This is a genomic window from Klebsiella sp. 2-CIP_Kleb. (assembly GCF_050378715.1).
GTDB classification, from domain to species: domain Bacteria; phylum Pseudomonadota; class Gammaproteobacteria; order Enterobacterales; family Enterobacteriaceae; genus Klebsiella; species Klebsiella quasipneumoniae.
In genome coordinates, this window is record NZ_JBNRLG010000003.1 from 290,537 (window position 1) to 306,026 (window position 15,490).

The 15,490-nt window shown below is 61.8% G+C and carries 17 protein-coding genes; 9 read left to right on the plus strand and 8 right to left on the minus strand.

From position 1 onward, the window contains the following. Nucleotides 1-173: 173 nt before the first annotated feature. Genes hypE through hypA form a run of 5 tightly spaced genes read right to left on the minus strand, consistent with a single transcriptional unit; the run spans nt 174 to nt 3,785 of the window. Nucleotides 174-1,184 carry a hydrogenase expression/formation protein HypE gene (gene hypE, locus ACQUTP_RS14330; RefSeq protein ID WP_004205640.1) on the minus strand — a complete coding sequence of 337 codons (1,011 nt, stop codon included), beginning with the start codon at nt 1,182-1,184 and terminating at the stop codon, nt 174-176. Then, nucleotides 1,181-2,302, minus strand: a complete 1,122-nt coding sequence (gene hypD / locus ACQUTP_RS14335; RefSeq protein WP_285756370.1) for a hydrogenase formation protein HypD — start codon at nt 2,300-2,302, stop codon at nt 1,181-1,183. Before hypD ends, hypE begins: the two co-directional genes overlap by 4 nt. Beyond that, a complete protein-coding gene (locus ACQUTP_RS14340) occupies nt 2,302-2,574 on the minus strand; it encodes a HypC/HybG/HupF family hydrogenase formation chaperone (RefSeq protein ID WP_043520714.1) in 273 nt (90 codons plus the stop codon). Before ACQUTP_RS14340 ends, hypD begins: the two co-directional genes overlap by 1 nt. Further along, nucleotides 2,565-3,437: a hydrogenase nickel incorporation protein HypB gene (gene hypB / locus ACQUTP_RS14345; protein WP_065878711.1), complete on the minus strand. Its 873-nt coding sequence runs from the start codon at nt 3,435-3,437 to the stop codon at nt 2,565-2,567. Before hypB ends, ACQUTP_RS14340 begins: the two co-directional genes overlap by 10 nt. Nucleotides 3,438-3,440: 3 nt before the next feature. Further along, entirely contained in the window at nt 3,441-3,785 is a 345-nt protein-coding gene (hypA, locus tag ACQUTP_RS14350) for a hydrogenase maturation nickel metallochaperone HypA (protein WP_004205644.1), read from the minus strand. A gap of 210 nt (nt 3,786-3,995) precedes the next feature. Here hypA and hycA point away from each other — a divergent pair, with 210 nt between their 5' ends. The 9 genes from hycA to hycI all read left to right on the plus strand — a co-directional run bounded on the left by hycA (nt 3,996) and on the right by hycI (nt 11,961). Beyond that, on the plus strand, nt 3,996-4,445 hold the full coding sequence (gene hycA, locus ACQUTP_RS14355; protein ID WP_004205645.1) for a formate hydrogenlyase regulator HycA: 450 nt from the start codon (nt 3,996-3,998) through the stop codon (nt 4,443-4,445). An 82-nt stretch (nt 4,446-4,527) separates the two neighbouring features. Beyond that, nucleotides 4,528-5,136: a 4Fe-4S dicluster domain-containing protein gene (locus ACQUTP_RS14360; RefSeq protein WP_004205646.1), complete on the plus strand. Its 609-nt coding sequence runs from the start codon at nt 4,528-4,530 to the stop codon at nt 5,134-5,136. Then, nucleotides 5,133-6,959 carry a formate hydrogenlyase subunit 3 gene (gene hycC, locus ACQUTP_RS14365; protein ID WP_285756373.1) on the plus strand — a complete coding sequence of 609 codons (1,827 nt, stop codon included), beginning with the start codon at nt 5,133-5,135 and terminating at the stop codon, nt 6,957-6,959. The genes ACQUTP_RS14360 and hycC overlap by 4 nt, the downstream gene beginning before the upstream one ends. Nucleotides 6,960-6,961: 2 nt before the next feature. Then, nucleotides 6,962-7,885 carry a respiratory chain complex I subunit 1 family protein gene (locus ACQUTP_RS14370; RefSeq protein WP_004205648.1) on the plus strand — a complete coding sequence of 308 codons (924 nt, stop codon included), beginning with the start codon at nt 6,962-6,964 and terminating at the stop codon, nt 7,883-7,885. A gap of 17 nt (nt 7,886-7,902) precedes the next feature. After that, the gene (hycE, locus tag ACQUTP_RS14375) at nt 7,903-9,612 is read left to right on the plus strand and encodes a formate hydrogenlyase subunit HycE (protein ID WP_004205649.1); all 1,710 of its coding nucleotides are present in this window, start codon (nt 7,903-7,905) and stop codon (nt 9,610-9,612) included. Between the two features lie 169 nt (nt 9,613-9,781). After that, nucleotides 9,782-10,324 (plus strand): formate hydrogenlyase complex iron-sulfur subunit, encoded by a 543-nt coding sequence (locus ACQUTP_RS14380; RefSeq protein ID WP_004205650.1) that lies wholly within the window; start codon nt 9,782-9,784, stop codon nt 10,322-10,324. Next, on the plus strand, nt 10,324-11,091 hold the full coding sequence (locus ACQUTP_RS14385) for an NADH-quinone oxidoreductase subunit B family protein (protein ID WP_002914891.1): 768 nt from the start codon (nt 10,324-10,326) through the stop codon (nt 11,089-11,091). The genes ACQUTP_RS14380 and ACQUTP_RS14385 overlap by 1 nt, the downstream gene beginning before the upstream one ends. Then, nucleotides 11,088-11,498, plus strand: coding sequence for a formate hydrogenlyase maturation HycH family protein (locus tag ACQUTP_RS14390; protein WP_004205651.1), 411 nt, complete (start codon nt 11,088-11,090; stop codon nt 11,496-11,498). The genes ACQUTP_RS14385 and ACQUTP_RS14390 overlap by 4 nt, the downstream gene beginning before the upstream one ends. Beyond that, nucleotides 11,491-11,961 (plus strand): hydrogenase maturation peptidase HycI, encoded by a 471-nt coding sequence (gene hycI / locus ACQUTP_RS14395; protein ID WP_285756375.1) that lies wholly within the window; start codon nt 11,491-11,493, stop codon nt 11,959-11,961. The genes ACQUTP_RS14390 and hycI overlap by 8 nt, the downstream gene beginning before the upstream one ends. An 11-nt stretch (nt 11,962-11,972) precedes the next feature. On the opposite strand, the gene ACQUTP_RS14400 is transcribed toward hycI, so the two are convergent. The 3 genes from ACQUTP_RS14400 to ascF all read right to left on the minus strand — a co-directional run bounded on the left by ACQUTP_RS14400 (nt 11,973) and on the right by ascF (nt 15,341). Continuing rightward, nucleotides 11,973-12,266: a SymE family type I addiction module toxin gene (locus tag ACQUTP_RS14400; protein WP_004205653.1), complete on the minus strand. Its 294-nt coding sequence runs from the start codon at nt 12,264-12,266 to the stop codon at nt 11,973-11,975. Between the two features lie 181 nt (nt 12,267-12,447). Beyond that, nucleotides 12,448-13,872 (minus strand): 6-phospho-beta-glucosidase, encoded by a 1,425-nt coding sequence (locus ACQUTP_RS14405; protein WP_023318986.1) that lies wholly within the window; start codon nt 13,870-13,872, stop codon nt 12,448-12,450. A gap of 26 nt (nt 13,873-13,898) precedes the next feature. Then, on the minus strand, nt 13,899-15,341 hold the full coding sequence (gene ascF, locus ACQUTP_RS14410) for a PTS cellobiose/arbutin/salicin transporter subunit IIBC (RefSeq protein WP_048295440.1): 1,443 nt from the start codon (nt 15,339-15,341) through the stop codon (nt 13,899-13,901). Nucleotides 15,342-15,490 lie beyond the last annotated feature (149 nt).

The following is a 15,490-nucleotide window of genomic DNA, read 5'->3' on the forward strand; positions in this document are numbered from 1 at the left end:
ATGTTAATAAGGCGGTTGTGACCGCCGTTAACCCATCCGTGGGCGCCCGCTGGTTTGGGCGGGATACTCATGCTGGCTTTTCCCGGCTTACGCTGCGCTTAGCCGGGCTACAAGTGCGCGCAGTTTTGTAGCCGGATAAGGCGCCAGCCGCTATCCGGGCCCCGACGCCGTCGTTAACAAATTCTCGGCAGCGGCTCGGCGTGGGGAAGATCGAGCGTCCGCTTCACGCCGTACAGCCCGACGGAACGCACGCCCGGGCGGGCGACCACCTCGCCGATTATCGCCGCCTCGCATCCCAGGGCGTGAGACCGTAGATGCGTCAGCACATTTTCCGCTTCTTCGCGGGCGACGGCGATCACCAGCTTGCCTTCATTGGCGAAGTTCAGGGCGTCCAGTCCGAGCAGCTCGCAGACCCCGCGCACGGTGTCGTTGACCGGCAGCTTCGCCTCGTGCAGTTCTATGCCGCAGCCGCTGGCGACGGCGAACTCATGGGCGACGGCGTTGACGCCGCCGCGGGTGGCGTCGCGCAGGGCTTTTACGCCGCGCAGCGGCCGCAGGGTTTGGATCAGCGGCGTCAGCACCGCGCAGTCGCTGGACAGCGCGCCGTCGAGCCCCATCTGCTCACGCAGATTAAGGATGGTGGCGCCATGATCCCCCAGCGTGCCGCTGACCAGCAGCACATCGCCGGCGCTGATCTGCTGCGTCCCCCAGCGAACGTCCGCCGGGATGGCGCCGATGCCGGCGGTGTTGATAAACAGCTTATCCGCCGCGCCGCGCGGCACCACTTTGGTATCGCCGGTGACGATGGCGATCCCTGCCGCCCGAGCGGTATCGGCCATGCTGGCGACCACCGCTTCCAGGGTAGTGATCTCCAGCCCCTCTTCGAGAATAAACCCGCAGGAGAGATAGCGCGGGATGGCGCCGCTGACCGCCACGTCGTTGGCGGTACCGCAGACGGCCAGCTTGCCGATATTGCCGCCGGGAAAGAACAGCGGGTCAATCACATAGCTGTCGGTGGAGAAGGCGAGGCGATCCCCCTGAGCGGCAAGCGCCGCCAGATCGAGGCGCGCCTGATCCTCCTGCTCCGCCAGCCAGGGGTTGGCGAAAGCCTGCATAAACAGGTCGCCGATCAGCTGCTGCATTGCCTGACCGCCGCTACCGTGGGCTAACTGGACGCTTTTCATGCTTCATATTCCTGACTGCGATATTGATACCAGGCGGCGCAGGCCCCTTCCGAGGAGACCATCAGCGCGCCAAAGGCGCTTTGCGGATTGCAGGTGCTGGCGAAGAGCGGGCACTGGTGCGGTTTACAGCGACCGGTCAACACCTCGCCGCAGCGGGCGCGCGGGTCGTCGCACACGCGCTGCGGCGCCGGGCGGAAATGGGCCTCGGCATCGAAGCGCTGATAGGCCGGCGTGAGGCGCACGCCGGAGTCGCTGATGACCCCCAGACCGCGCCATTCGCTGTCGCCATCAAGGCAAAACACGTCGGCCATCGCCGCCTGCGCCAGCGGGTTGCCGGCATCCGGCACCACGCGACGGTACTGATTTTCCACTTCGCTACGCTGCGCTATTGTCTGCTCAACCAGCATCACCGCGCTTTGCAGTAGATCAAGCGGTTCGAAACCGGCGACCACTAACGGGCGATGATAGTTGCTGGCGATAAAGCCGTAGGCTTCGGTGCCGATCACCATACTGACGTGGCCGGGGGCGAGAAAGGCGTCGATACCGTTGTCCGGCTGATCCAGCAGACTGCGCAGGGTCGGCAGCAGGGTGATGTGCTGACAGAAAAAGAAGAAGTTTTCGACGTTGCGCTCCCGCGCCTGACGCAGGGTGAGGGCGGTGGCGGGCATGGTGGTTTCGAAACCAAGACCGAAAAAGACCACCTCACGCTGCGGGTTTTGCTGCGCCAGCCGCAGGGCGTCCATCGGCGAGTAAACGATGCGAACATCGGCGCCGCTGGCTTTCGCCTGCAGCAGTGAGCCGTTTTTGCCCGGCACGCGCATGGCGTCGCCGAAGGTACAGAAGATCACCCCCGGGCGGCTGGCAATCTCAATGCAGGCGTCGATGCGCCCCATCGGCAGGACGCATACCGGGCAGCCGGGCCCATGAATAAATTCAATATTCTCCGGCAACAGCTGGTCGAGCCCGAATTTAAAAATGGCATGAGTATGGCCGCCGCAGACCTCCATAATGCGCAGCGGACGCTGCGCGGTGTGCGGCAGCAGATGGGCACGCTGCTGAAGATGGGCCACCAGCTGCATGACCTGCTCGGGGGCGCGGTATTCGTCAACGTAACGCATTATCGCTCCTCGCCGTACAGCAGGGCGCCGACGTCCGGCTCCACGTCAAACATATTTTGCAGCGCCTCGAGAGTATCGCGCGCTTCGTCTTCATTAATCACGCTCATGGCGAACCCGACGTGCACCAGCACCCACTGGCCGAGACGCGGCTGACCCTGGTCGTCAACGGCGCCCACCAGCGTCAGGTCAACGTCGCGCTGAATGCCACAGACTTCCACCTTCGCCAGCACGCCGTCGATGGCGCAAATTTGTCCCGGAATGCCTATGCACATCGTTGCGTCTCCAGCCAGGTGAGCCACTGGTCCATGCCTTCGCCGCTGGTGGCGGAGAGGAGGATAATTTCAATATGCGGATTGACCTCGCGGGCGCAGGCCAGGCATTTATCCACGTCAAAGTTGAGATACGGCAGCAGGTCGACTTTGTTGAGCAGCATCAGGCTGGCGGCGGCGAACATATGCGGATACTTCAGCGGCTTGTCTTCGCCTTCGGTGACCGACAGCACCGCCACCTTATGGCGTTCGCCGAGATCAAAGCTCGCCGGGCAGACCAGGTTGCCGACGTTTTCAATAAACAGAATGCCGTGGTCAGCCAGCGGCAGGCGCGGGGCGGCGTCGGCGATCATCTGGGCGTCGAGATGGCAGCCTTTCCCGGTGTTGACCTGGATCGCCGGAGTGCCGGTGGCGCGAATGCGGGCGGCGTCATTGACCGTTTGCTGGTCCCCTTCGATCACCGCGCAGTCGGCACGCCCTTTCAGCCGGGTGAGGGTTTCGGTGAGCAGGGTGGTTTTGCCGGAGCCGGGGCTGGAAACCAGATTCAGCACCAGCTGACTTTTAGCGGCGAAGCGCGCGCGGTTGCGCGCCGCCAGGCGGTTGTTTTTATCCAGCACGTCGATTTCCACTTCCAGCATCCGCCGCTGGCTCTGGCCCGGGGCGTGAGTCCCCGCTTCGCCATGGCCGTAATGCAGATCGCCCTCTGTCGTGCGGGTGGGGGCGAAGTGGTCAGTTTTGACGCCGGTGATGGTCATCGTCTGGCGTGGGGCGGGCGCGAAGGGGGCGCTGCGGAACGCGGAATGCGGGTTTCGTTCGTCTCCTTCAATATAGAGGTTGCCTTCGCCACAGCCGCATGTCGTACACATAATTTACTCCAATTCTAAACGCTGAATCTGTAAGCCGTCATCCGCCACGATCTGTAGCTGGTCGTTATTGCAGTGCGGGCAGCGGCGGACGTGCTGCGAGACAAGATGGACGTACTGCTGACAGCGTTCGCACCAGCATTCAGCCTGTTGTTCGGCGATATGCAGTTCACACCCCTCCGCCAGCGTGCCGCGGCAGACCAGCTCAAAGCAGAAGGTCAGGGCGCTGGCTTCGACGCAGGAAAATGCCCCGACCTTAAGCCACACGCCGGTCACCCGTCGCGCGCCGGCCTGCTGCGCCTGTTGTTCAATAATTTCCAGCGCCCGCTGGCTGAGGGTGATTTCGTGCATAGTCGCCTCCGTATCGCGATGCGCCTTTTATGCAATAACGATGCCAGAACAGACTCATGGCGGTGGGAAATGTCGATGACGACGCGCCGGGGCTGTCATCGACATGTCGCGTCGGCAGGAGATAAATATAAAAACATAATTAAATCAAATAAATAAAATGTGGCACGGAAAATGCTTAAACGGTGCATCTCATGCTACGGAGAAACCGATATGACTATTTGGGAAATAAGTGAAAAGGCGGATTACATCGCCGACCGTCACCGGCAGCAGCAGGAGCAGTGGCATATCTACTGTAACTCGCTGGTTCAGGGGATCACCCTGTCGAAAGCCCGCCTGCATCACGCGATGAGCTGCGCGCCGGACAAAGAGCTGTGCTTCGTGCTGTTCGGCCATTTTCAGGTGTTCGTCGCCCTGGCGGAAGGCTTCAACAGCCACACCATCGAATACTACGTCGAAAACAAAGGCGGCGGTGATAAGTATCTGATTGCTCAGGCCACGCTCGCCGCGGATGGCACGGTGGACGGGCGGATCAGCAACCGCTCCCGCGATCAGGTGCTGGAGCACTATCTGGCGATTATCGCCACCGTCTATGACCGTCTGTACGACGCCATGGAGCAAGACCAACCGGTGGACTTAAGCCATCTGGCCCTGACCCACTGATCGCAAGGTGTCGACATGTGTCGAAAATGACACCTGCGCAACCTGATTTCGTCAAAAGTGACTTTCACCCGAGGATGACCCGGTGAACCGTTTTGTAATTGCTGACTCCACTGTCTGTATCGGCTGCCGCACCTGCGAAGCCGCCTGCTCTGAAACGCATCGCCAGCATGGCCTGCAGGCGATGCCGCGGCTGCAGGTGATGCGTAATGAAAAAGAATCGGCACCGCAGATGTGCCACCACTGCGAAGACGCCCCCTGCGCCGCTGTCTGTCCGGTTAACGCCATCCAGCGCGTCGATGGCGCTGTCCAGCTCAACGAGAGCCTGTGCGTAAGCTGCAAACTGTGCGGCATCGCCTGCCCGTTTGGCGCGATCGAATTTTCCGGCAGCCGTCCGCTGGATATTCCGGCCAATGCCAATACCCGACTGGCGCCCCCCGCGCCGCCGGCGCCGGCCCGCGTTAGCTCGCTGCTCGACTGGGTGCCTGGGGTGCGCGCCATTGCCGTGAAATGCGACCTCTGCCACTTCGATGACCAGGGCCCGGCCTGCGTGCGGACCTGCCCGACCAAAGCGCTGATGCTGGTGGATAGCCGTGATATCGCCCTGGCCAGCAAGCGTAAACGCCAGCTGACCTTTAATACCGACCTTGGCGACTTGTCGCTGTTCCAGGCGCAACAGGGGGAGAGGGAATGAGTGTAATTGGATTAGTCAATCAGGCGGTGACATGGTACGCCGCCAGCGCCGTGCTGGCCTTTGTGTTTGCCATGCGTAAACCGCTCAGCGGCGCCATTGCCGGGATCGGCGGCGCGGTGGCCAGCGCCATGCTGGTGGTTGCCGGCGGCGCCGCGCTGTTGATGCCGGATCGGATCCACGGCGGCATGCTGCAGTTTCTCCATCTGACGATGCGGGTGGGCGGCGTGAACGCCCTGTGGCTGCTGGCCATTGGCCTGTCGGCGCTGCCGGTGTCGCTGTTTAACATTAGCTGGCATCGCCACCCGCAGGTGAAGGCCAACGGCCTGCTGGTCAACCTGCTGCTGGCCGCCGCCACCTGTGCGGTGGTGGTGACCAATATCGGCTCGCTGGTGGTGATGGCGGAGATCATGGCGCTCTGCGCGGCGTTTCTCACGGGCTGCGCCGCCTCCGGCAAGCTGTGGTTTGCCCTGGGTCGTCTCGGCACGTTGCTGATGGCCTGGACCTGCTGGCTGGTGTGGTCGACCTACGGCACCCTCGAGCTGGCGCAGATCAATCTTCAGGCGGTGGATATGATGCAGAGCCCGCTGCTGTGGCTGCCGGGGCTGGCGGGGTTCGCCCTGCTGGCGGGGGCTATCCCGCTGCACGGCTGGGCGCCGCAGGCGCACGCCGGGGCCAGCGCGCCGGCCGCCGCGCTGTTTTCCACTGTGGTCATGAAGGTCGGTCTGTACGGCATGTTAACCGTTTCGCTGGCCGGCGGCGTGCCGCCGCTGTGGTGGGGCGTGATGCTGCTGGTGCTGGGGATGATCACCGCCTTTATCGGCGGGCTGTATGCGTTGATGGAACATAACATTCAGCGCCTGCTGGCCTATCACACCCTGGAGAACATCGGCATTATCCTGCTGGGGCTGGGCGCCTTCGTCACCGGCGTGGCCACCCGCAACAGCACGCTGATGGTGCTGGGTTTCATCGGCGGCATGTATCACCTGATTAACCACAGCCTGTTCAAAACTACGCTGTTCCTCGGCGCCGGGGCGGTGTGGTTCCGCACCGGCCATCGCGATATCGAGAAGCTGGGCGGCATCGGTAAAAAAATGCCGCTGATCTCCCTCTCCATGCTGGTGGGGCTGATGGCGATGGCGGCCCTGCCACCGCTGAACGGCTTCGCCGGCGAGTGGGTTATCTACCAGTCCTTCTTCAAAATGAGCACCAGCGACCTGTTTATTGGCCGTCTGCTGGGGCCGCTGCTGGCGGTCGGTCTGGCGATCACCGGCGCGCTGGCGGTGATGTGTATGGCCAAAGTCTATGGCGTCACCTTCCTCGGCGCGCCGCGGAGCAAAGAAGCGGAAAACGCCACCTGCGCCCCCTGGCTGATGACCCTGAGCGTGGTCATGGCGGCGGTCTTCTGCCTCGTTGGCGGCATCGCCGCGCCGTGGCTGCTGCCGCTGGTGAGCGGCGCCTTCCCGCTGCAGGCCCAGGTGTCGAGCGTGGTGTCGCAGCCGATGATCGCGCTGCTGCTTATCGCCTGCCCGCTGCTGCCGTTCTTGCTGATGATCTTCTTTAAAGGCGATCGCCTGGCGGCGCGCTCGCGCGGCGCGGCCTGGGTCTGCGGCTACGATCACGAACAGTCGATGGTGGTCACTGCCCACGGTTTCGCCATGCCGGTGAAAGAGGCCTTTGCGCCGCTGCTGAAGCTGCGTCACTGGCTGAATCCGGTGCGTCTGGTGCCGGGCTGGCAATCGGCCTCGGCGCCGGCGCTGCTGCGCGGAATGGCGCTGGTTGAGCTGGCGGTGCTGGTGGTGATTGTCATTTCGCGAGGAGCCTGAGAATGAGTTTGTTAATTGCATTGCTACAGGCGCTGGCGCTGTTTGCCGTCGCGCCGCTGTTATCCGGGATCGTTCGCGTCGCCCGCGCGCGGCTGCATAACCGCCGCGGTCCGGGCGTGCTGCAGGAGTATCGGGATATCCTGAAACTGCTGGGCCGCCAGAGCGTTGGTCCCGACGCCTCGGGCTGGGTGTTCCGCCTGACGCCGTACGTCATGGTGGGCGTGATGCTGACCATCGCCACCGCCTTGCCGGTGGTGACGGTGGACTCTCCGCTGCCGGTGCTTGGGGATCTCATCACCCTGATCTACCTGTTCGCCATCGCCCGTTTCTTCTTCGCGATTTCCGGTCTGGACACCGGCAGCCCATTTACCGCGCTGGGCAGCAGCCGCGAAGCGATGCTCGGCGTGCTGGTGGAGCCGATCCTGCTGCTGGGCCTGTGGGTCGCCGCGCAGGTCGCCGGCTCGACGCACATCAGCACCATTACCGATACCCTTTATCACTGGCCGGCAGCGCGCAGCATTCCCTTGATTCTGGCGCTGTGCGCCTGCGCCTTCGCCACCTTTATCGAGATGGGCAAACTGCCGTTCGATCTGGCGGAAGCGGAGCAGGAGCTGCAGGAAGGGCCGCTTTCCGAGTACAGCGGTAGCGGCTTTGGCATCCTGAAGTGGGGCATCAGCCTCAAACAGCTGGTGGTGCTGCAGATGTTTGTCGGGGTCTTTTTCCCGTGGGGCCAGATGACCAGCTTCAGCGTCGGCGGCCTGCTGCTGGCGCTGGTGGTGGCCGTCGTCAAGCTGGTGGTGGGCGTGCTGATCATCGCGCTGTTCGAGAACAGCATGGCGCGTCTGCGTTTTTGTGCCACCTCCCGCGTCACCTGGGCCGGGTTTGGTTTTGCCTTTTTAGCCTTCGTCTCCTTGCTGGTGGCGTGATTTAAGAGAGTTTGAGCATGTCTGAAGAAAAAATCGGTCAACACTATCTTGCGGCGCTGCACCAGGCCTTTCCGGGCGTGGTGCTGGACGAAGCCTGGCAGACCAAAGACCAGTTAACCATCACCGTGAAGGTCAATTACCTGCCGGAAGTGGTGGAGTTTCTCTACTACCAGCAGGGCGGCTGGCTGTCGGTGCTGTTCGGCAACGATGAACGTAAGCTGAACGGCCACTACGCGGTCTATTACGTACTGTCGATGGAGCAGGGCACCAAATGCTGGATCACCGTGCGCGTGGAAGTGGACGCCAACAAACCGGAATACCCGTCGGTGACGCCGCGCGTGCCGGCGGCGGTGTGGGGCGAGCGCGAAGTACGCGACATGTACGGCCTGGTGCCGGTCGGCCTGCCGGACGAACGCCGGCTGGTGCTGCCGGACGACTGGCCGGACGAACTCTATCCGCTGCGTAAAGACAGCATGGACTACCGCCAGCGTCCGGCGCCGACCACCGACGCCGAAACCTACGAGTTCATCAACGAGCTCGGCAGTAAGAAAAACAACGTGGTGCCGATCGGCCCGCTGCACGTCACTTCCGATGAGCCCGGCCACTTCCGCCTGTTCGTTGACGGTGAGAACATTATCGATGCCGATTACCGTCTGTTCTATGTCCACCGCGGCATGGAGAAACTGGCGGAAACCCGCATGGGTTATAACGAAGTGACTTTCCTGTCTGACCGCGTGTGCGGCATCTGCGGCTTCGCCCACAGTACCGCTTATACCACTTCGGTGGAGAACGCGATGGGCATCGTGGTGCCGGAGCGGGCGCAGATGATCCGCGCCATTCTGCTGGAGGTGGAACGCCTGCACTCGCACCTTCTGAACCTTGGTCTGGCCTGCCACTTCACCGGCTTCGACTCAGGCTTTATGCAGTTCTTCCGCGTGCGCGAAACCTCGATGAAGATGGCGGAGATCCTCACCGGCGCGCGTAAAACCTACGGTCTGAACCTGATCGGCGGGATCCGCCGCGACCTGCTGAAAGAGGACATGATCCAGACCCGTCAGCTGGCGCAGCAGATGCGTCGCGATGTGCAGGAGCTGGTGGATATGCTGCTCAGCACCCCGAACATGGAGCAGCGCACCGTCGGCATTGGCCGGCTGGACCCGGAAATCGCCCGCGACTTCAGTAACGTTGGCCCGATGGTGCGCGCCAGCGGCCACGCCCGCGATACCCGCGCCGACCATCCGTTCGTCGGTTACGGCCTGCTGCCGATGGAGGTTCACAGCGAGCAGGGCTGCGACGTGATATCCCGCCTCAAGGTGCGGATCAACGAGGTTTATACCGCGCTGAACATGATTGATTACGGTCTCGATAACCTGCCCGGCGGTCCGCTGATGGTGGAAGGGTTCACCTATATCCCGCACCGCTTCGCGCTGGGCTTCTCCGAGGCGCCGCGCGGCGACGATATCCACTGGAGCATGACCGGCGACAACCAAAAACTGTACCGCTGGCGCTGCCGGGCGGCGACCTACGCCAACTGGCCGACCCTCCGCTACATGCTGCGCGGCAACACCGTTTCCGATGCGCCGCTGATCATCGGCAGCCTCGACCCGTGCTACTCCTGTACCGACCGCATGACCGTGGTCGATGTACGCAAGAAGAAGAGCAAAGTGGTGCCGTACAAAGAGCTGGAGCGCTATAGCATCGAGCGTAAAAACTCGCCGCTGAAATAGAAATAATTGAGCCATTGCGTGGGGCCCCTCACCCCGACCCTCTCCCCACAGGGGAGAGGGGTAAGGGCAGACGAGTGCGAATTCACTGACCGTGCAGAACTGTCCCCTCTCCCTTTCAGGGAGAGGGCTAGGGTGAGGGTAAAAGGCCGTACACAACCTGGGAGCAACAATGTTTACCTTTATTAAAAAAGTCATTAAGACCGGCACCGCGACGCACGCCTACCCGCTGGAGCCGATGCCGGTAGATAAAAACTTCCGCGGCAAGCCGGAGCATAACCCGCAGCAGTGTATCGGCTGCGCGGCCTGCGTGAATGCCTGCCCATCGAACGCCCTGACGGTCGAGACCGATCTGGCCACTAACCAGCTGGCGTGGCAGTTCAACCTCGGGCGCTGCATCTTCTGCGGCCGCTGCGAAGAGGTCTGTCCGACGGCGGCGATTAAGCTGTCGCCGGAGTATGAGCTGGCGGTGTGGAAGAAAGAGGATTTTCTCCAGCAGTCGCGCTTCGCTATCTGCCACTGCCGGGAGTGCCAGCGGCCGTTCGCGGTGCAGAAGGAGATCGACTACGCCATCGCGCTGCTCAAGCATAACGGCGACACCCGCGCCGAGCTGCACCGCGAAAGCTTCGAAACCTGCCCGGAATGCAAGCGCCAGAAATGTCTGGTGCCGTCCGATCGTATTGAACTGACCCGCCACATAAGGGAGGCCAGCTGATGAGCACTTTACTTGGCCCGCGCGATGAAAACGGCATTCCGGTGCCGATGACGGTGGATGAATCCATCGCCAGCATGAAGGCCTCGCTGCTGAAGAAAATCAAACGTTCCGCCTACGTTTATCGCGTCGACTGCGGCGGCTGTAACGGCTGCGAAATCGAAATCTTCGCCACCCTTTCGCCGCTGTTCGACGCTGAACGCTTCGGGATTAAGGTTGTGCCTTCGCCGCGCCATGCCGATATCCTGCTGTTTACCGGGGCGGTGACCCGCGCGATGCGCTCCCCGGCGCTGCGAGCCTGGCAGTCGGCGCCGGATCCGAAGATCTGTATCTCCTACGGCGCCTGCGGCAACAGCGGCGGCATCTTTCACGACCTGTACTGCGTCTGGGGCGGTACCGATAAAATCGTACCGGTCGATGTCTATATTCCGGGCTGCCCGCCGACGCCCGCCGCCACCCTGTACGGCTTCGCCATGGCCCTCGGCCTGCTGGAGCAGAAAATTCACGCCCGCCTGCCGGGCGAGCTTGACGAACAGCCGACCGAGCTGCTGCACGCCGATATGGTGCAACCCCTGCGGGTGCGCATCGACCGCGAAGCGCGGCGTCTGGCGGGCTATCGCTATGGCCGGCAGATTGCTGACGACTATATGCGCCTGCTCGGCCAGGGCGACAGCCAGGTGCTGCGCTGGCTGGAGGCGGAGAAAGATCCGCGTCTGACCGAGATCGTCACCCATCTCAACCAGGTGGTCGAGGGGGCGCGTATCCGATGAGCGAGACGGTGGTGTTCAGTCAGCTGAGCCGTAAATTTATTGATGAGAACGACGCCACGCCGGATCAGGCGCAGCAGGTGGTCTATTACAGCCTGGCGATTGGCCACCACCTCGGCGTTATCGACTGTCTTGAGGCGGCGCTGAGCTGCCCGTGGGAGGCGTATCTGGCGTGGATCGCCACCCTTGAGGCCGGCAGCGCCGCGCGGCGCAAAATGGAGGGGGTGCCGAAGTATGGCGAGATCGTCATCGACAGCAGCCACGTGGCAATGCTGGCCAACGCCTTTGATAAAGCGCAGTCCACGCAGACCCCGCAGCAGCAGGCGTGGAGCAAAGCGATGCTCAGCATGCTGCATGATATTCACCAGGAGAGCGCCATCTATCTGATGGTGAGGAGATTACGTGACTAACGTTTTACTCTGTGTTGGCAACAGTATGATGGGCGACGACGGCGCCGGACCGTTGCTGGCGGAGATGTGCGCGGCGAACCCGGCCGGCCAGTGGGTGGTCATCGACGGCGGCAGCGCGCCGGAAAACGACATCGTGGCGATCCGTGAATTACGCCCCGAACGCCTGCTGATTGTTGATGCCACCGACATGGGCCTTAACCCCGGCGACATTCGCGTCATCGACCCCGACGACATCGCCGAGATGTTTATGATGACCACCCATAACATGCCGCTCAACTATCTGGTCGATCAGCTGAAAGAGGACGTCGGCGAAGCGATCTTCCTCGGCATTCAGCCGGATATCGTCGGTTTTTATTATCCGATGACCCAGCCGGTGAAAGAGGCCGTTGCCCGGGTGTACCAGCAGCTGGCAGACTGGCAGGGCCACGGCGGCTTTGCCCGGCTGGAGGCCGCAGACGATTAACCCTGCGGCGATCATGGCTCCCCGACGGCGCGCGACTGGCCTGCCGGGAGCCCCGTTACCGGCGGCGCCAGCTCAAGATTCTCTATCACTAATTTACCGGGCGACACCGAGACTCTGACCTGCGTGCCGACCGGAAATCCCGCCTGCTCCAGCCAGTCGCCGTTCAGGCTCAGGGCCGCGTGGCGGGTGTAGCGCCGCGTCTCCCGCGTTTTGCGGTTCTCATGGCGTTTTCTGACATAACCCACGGTTAACTGGCGAATGGCCCTGACGATCCCTCTGGCTGCGGGGGGCTGCTGTGCGTTCATGATTTGCTCCTTGCTGAAGATACCCCTGAAAATATACTGGATAAAATACCAGTTGTTGTGAACGGGAGGCAAACCAGAAACTGGAATCAGGCTCGAGAAAAAAACATGTAATGGATGCAACAGAAAGCAGACGCCCGTCCCCCGGTCAGCGCAGGGAGACGGGCGAGCGCCGGAGACGCGCTTAGTCGAGGTCGGCGCCGTTGCTGGCTATCACCTTCTGGTACCAGAAGAACGACTTTTTACGCTTGCGCGCCAGCGTGCCGTTGCCGGCGTCGTCGCGATCGACATAGACAAAGCCGTAGCGTTTGCTCATCTCGCCGGTTGACGCCGAGACCAGATCGATACAGCCCCAGCTGGTGTAACCCAGCACCGGAATACCGTCGCCGATGGCGTCGCGCATCGCCTTGATGTGCTCGCGCAGGTAGCTGATGCGATAGTCGTCATTGATCTCGCCCCTGGCGTCGATCTCGTCCCGGGCGCCGAGCCCGTTTTCCACCAGGAACAGCGGCTTCTGATAGCGGTCGTACATCATGTTCATGGTGATACGCAGACCCAGCGGGTCGATGCCCCAGCCCCATTCGCTGGCCGGAATGTGCGGGTTCTTCAGCGACTTGACGATATTGGCGGCATTGGTGTTGCTGGCGTTCATCTCCGCCGAGGCGCAGCGTGAGGCGTAGTAGCTAAAGGAGACGAAATCGACGGTGTTTTTGAGGATCTCGTCATCGCCCGGCTGCTTCGCAATGGTGACCCCCTTTTCCCGGAAAACCCGCGCGGCCCACACCGGGTAGGCGCCGCGCGCCTGGACGTCAATAAAGAACAGATTTTCGCGGTCCTTCTCCAGCGCCATCCAGACATCTTCCGGCTTGCAGGAGTAAGGGTAGAAATTACCGCCCGCCAGCATGCAGCCGACCTGATTTTGCGGGTTTATCTCGTGGGCGATTTTTGTCGCCAGCGCGCTGGCCACCAGCTCGTGATGCGCGGCCTGGTACTTCACCTGCTCCTGGTTTTCTCCCTCTTCAAACACCAGACCGGCGCCGGAGTAGGGGCTGTGCAGCATGATATTGATTTCATTGAAGGTGAGCCAGTATTTCACCAGACCGTCAAAAGCTTCAAAGCAGGTGCGGGCGTAGTGGCTAAAGAAATCGACCATTTTGCGGTTGCGCCAGGAGCCGTACTCCATCACCAGGTGCATCGGCACGTCAAAATGGCACAGCGTGACCAGCGGCTCGATACCGTGCTTTTTGCACTCTTCGAACAGCGAGCGATAGAAGGCGATGCCCTGCGGATTCGGCTGCTGCTCGTCGCCGCGCGGGAACAGGCGGCTCCAGGCGATGGAAGTGCGAAAGACGCTGAACCCCATCTCCGCCATCAGGGCGATATCTTCCTTGTAGCGGTGGTAGAAATCGATCGCCTCGTGGCTGGGGTAGAATTCGTCTTCGCGAAGCGTGAAGCGCTTCTCCAGGCCTAATTTTACCGGCAGACGGTGGGCGCCGTGGGGGAGGGTATCCACGGTGGCCATCCCTTTCCCCCCTTCGCGCCATGCGCCTTCAGACTGGTTGGCGGCCAGTGCGCCGCCCCATAAAAATCCCTGTGGGAAACTCGCCATGCGTTACCTCGTTATCAATGATGTGTTCAGGCGTGGGTTGCCTGGGCCTGGGCCTGGCGCGCTCGGGCGTCGGCGGCGGCCTGTTCAACGGGAATATCTTCAAAGCCGAGGATCAGCGTCAGGGCAAACGACAGCACTACCGACAGCGCCATTACGCCAAACACCCAGACGATGGTCATTGGATTGGCTGGATCGAAAAACTGCACGCTGGTGAACAGCCCCGGCGCCGCCATCGAGTGGCTGGCCAGTCCGGCGATACCCGCCACCGCGCCGCAGATAAAGCCGCTGATCAAGCTGGCGATCAGCGGGCGTTTCAGGCGCACCGCCACGCCGTACAGCGCCGGTTCGGAAATCCCGGCCAGAATCGCCGATGCCGCGGCGGCCAGCGCCGTCTGGCGCAGTTCCGGGTTTTTGGTTTTCCACGCCACCGCCAGCGAAGAGCCGCCGAGCGACAGGTTAGCGCCGATCTCCGACGGCATTACCATGCCCTCTTTGCCGGTTTCGGCGATGGTCTGAATGATGGTCGGCGTAAAGACCCGGTGCATGCCGGTCATCACCAGCAGCGGCCACAGCCCGCCCATGATCGCCACCGACAGCCAGCCGAGATAGCTGTGGATCGTATAGACCAGCGCGGAAATGGCGCTGCCGATCCAGATGCCGAGCGGGCCAATCAGCAGGATCGCCAGCGGGGCGGCGATCAGCACGATCAGCATTGGCTTAAGGAAGTTTTTCGTCACCGCCGGGGTAATGCGATCCACCCAGCGTTCGATATACGACAGGCACCAGGTCATCACCAGCGCCGGGATCACCGTGTAGGTGTATTTCACCGCGGTCACCGGGATAAAGGCAAATTCAACGTGTTCGCCCTGAGCGGCTTTGGCCATTAATTCGATAAACCCGGGATGCACCAGCACCCCGGCGATAGCGATGGCAAGCGACATATTGGTTTTGAATTTCACCGCCGCGGAGGCGGCCACCATCAGCGGCAGGAAGAAAAATGCGCCGTCGCCGATAAGCGTCAGGAGGGTCAGCGTCGGCGAGCCTTTCGGCAACGCGCCGCTCATCTCAAGGATCATCGCCAGCAACTTGACCATCGATCCGCCGATAATCGCCGGGATCAGCGGCGACATGGTGCCGATCAGCGCGTCAAGGATCCCGGCGCCGATGCGTTTCAGGGTGACCGGCGCTTTGCCCTGCGGCTCGACCGGGCGCAGGTCGCCGGGCAGCAGATTCACCACCTCGCGATAGGCCTGTGAGACCGTGTTGCCGATGATCACCTGGCACTGGTTATCGCTGCGCACGACGCCGAGCACCCCGGTCAGGCCTTTCAGTGTAGGGCTATCGACCTGTTCGTTGTCTTTGACCACGAAACGCAGACGAGTCATGCAGTGGGTCACGGCGACGACGTTATCGACTCCGCCTAATGCCGCGACTATCTGTTGCGCCAGGGCTGCATAATTTTTCGACATCGGATTTTATCCTGTTTATCAATAGGGTACTGATCTGTTACCGCGCCGCATCGCCGGGCGATACCATGCTTTATAGGAAACCGGTTCCACAAAATCATGGTGAGTTTCATTTGATTGCACAAGAAATAAAAAAATATGATCTCAGTTTT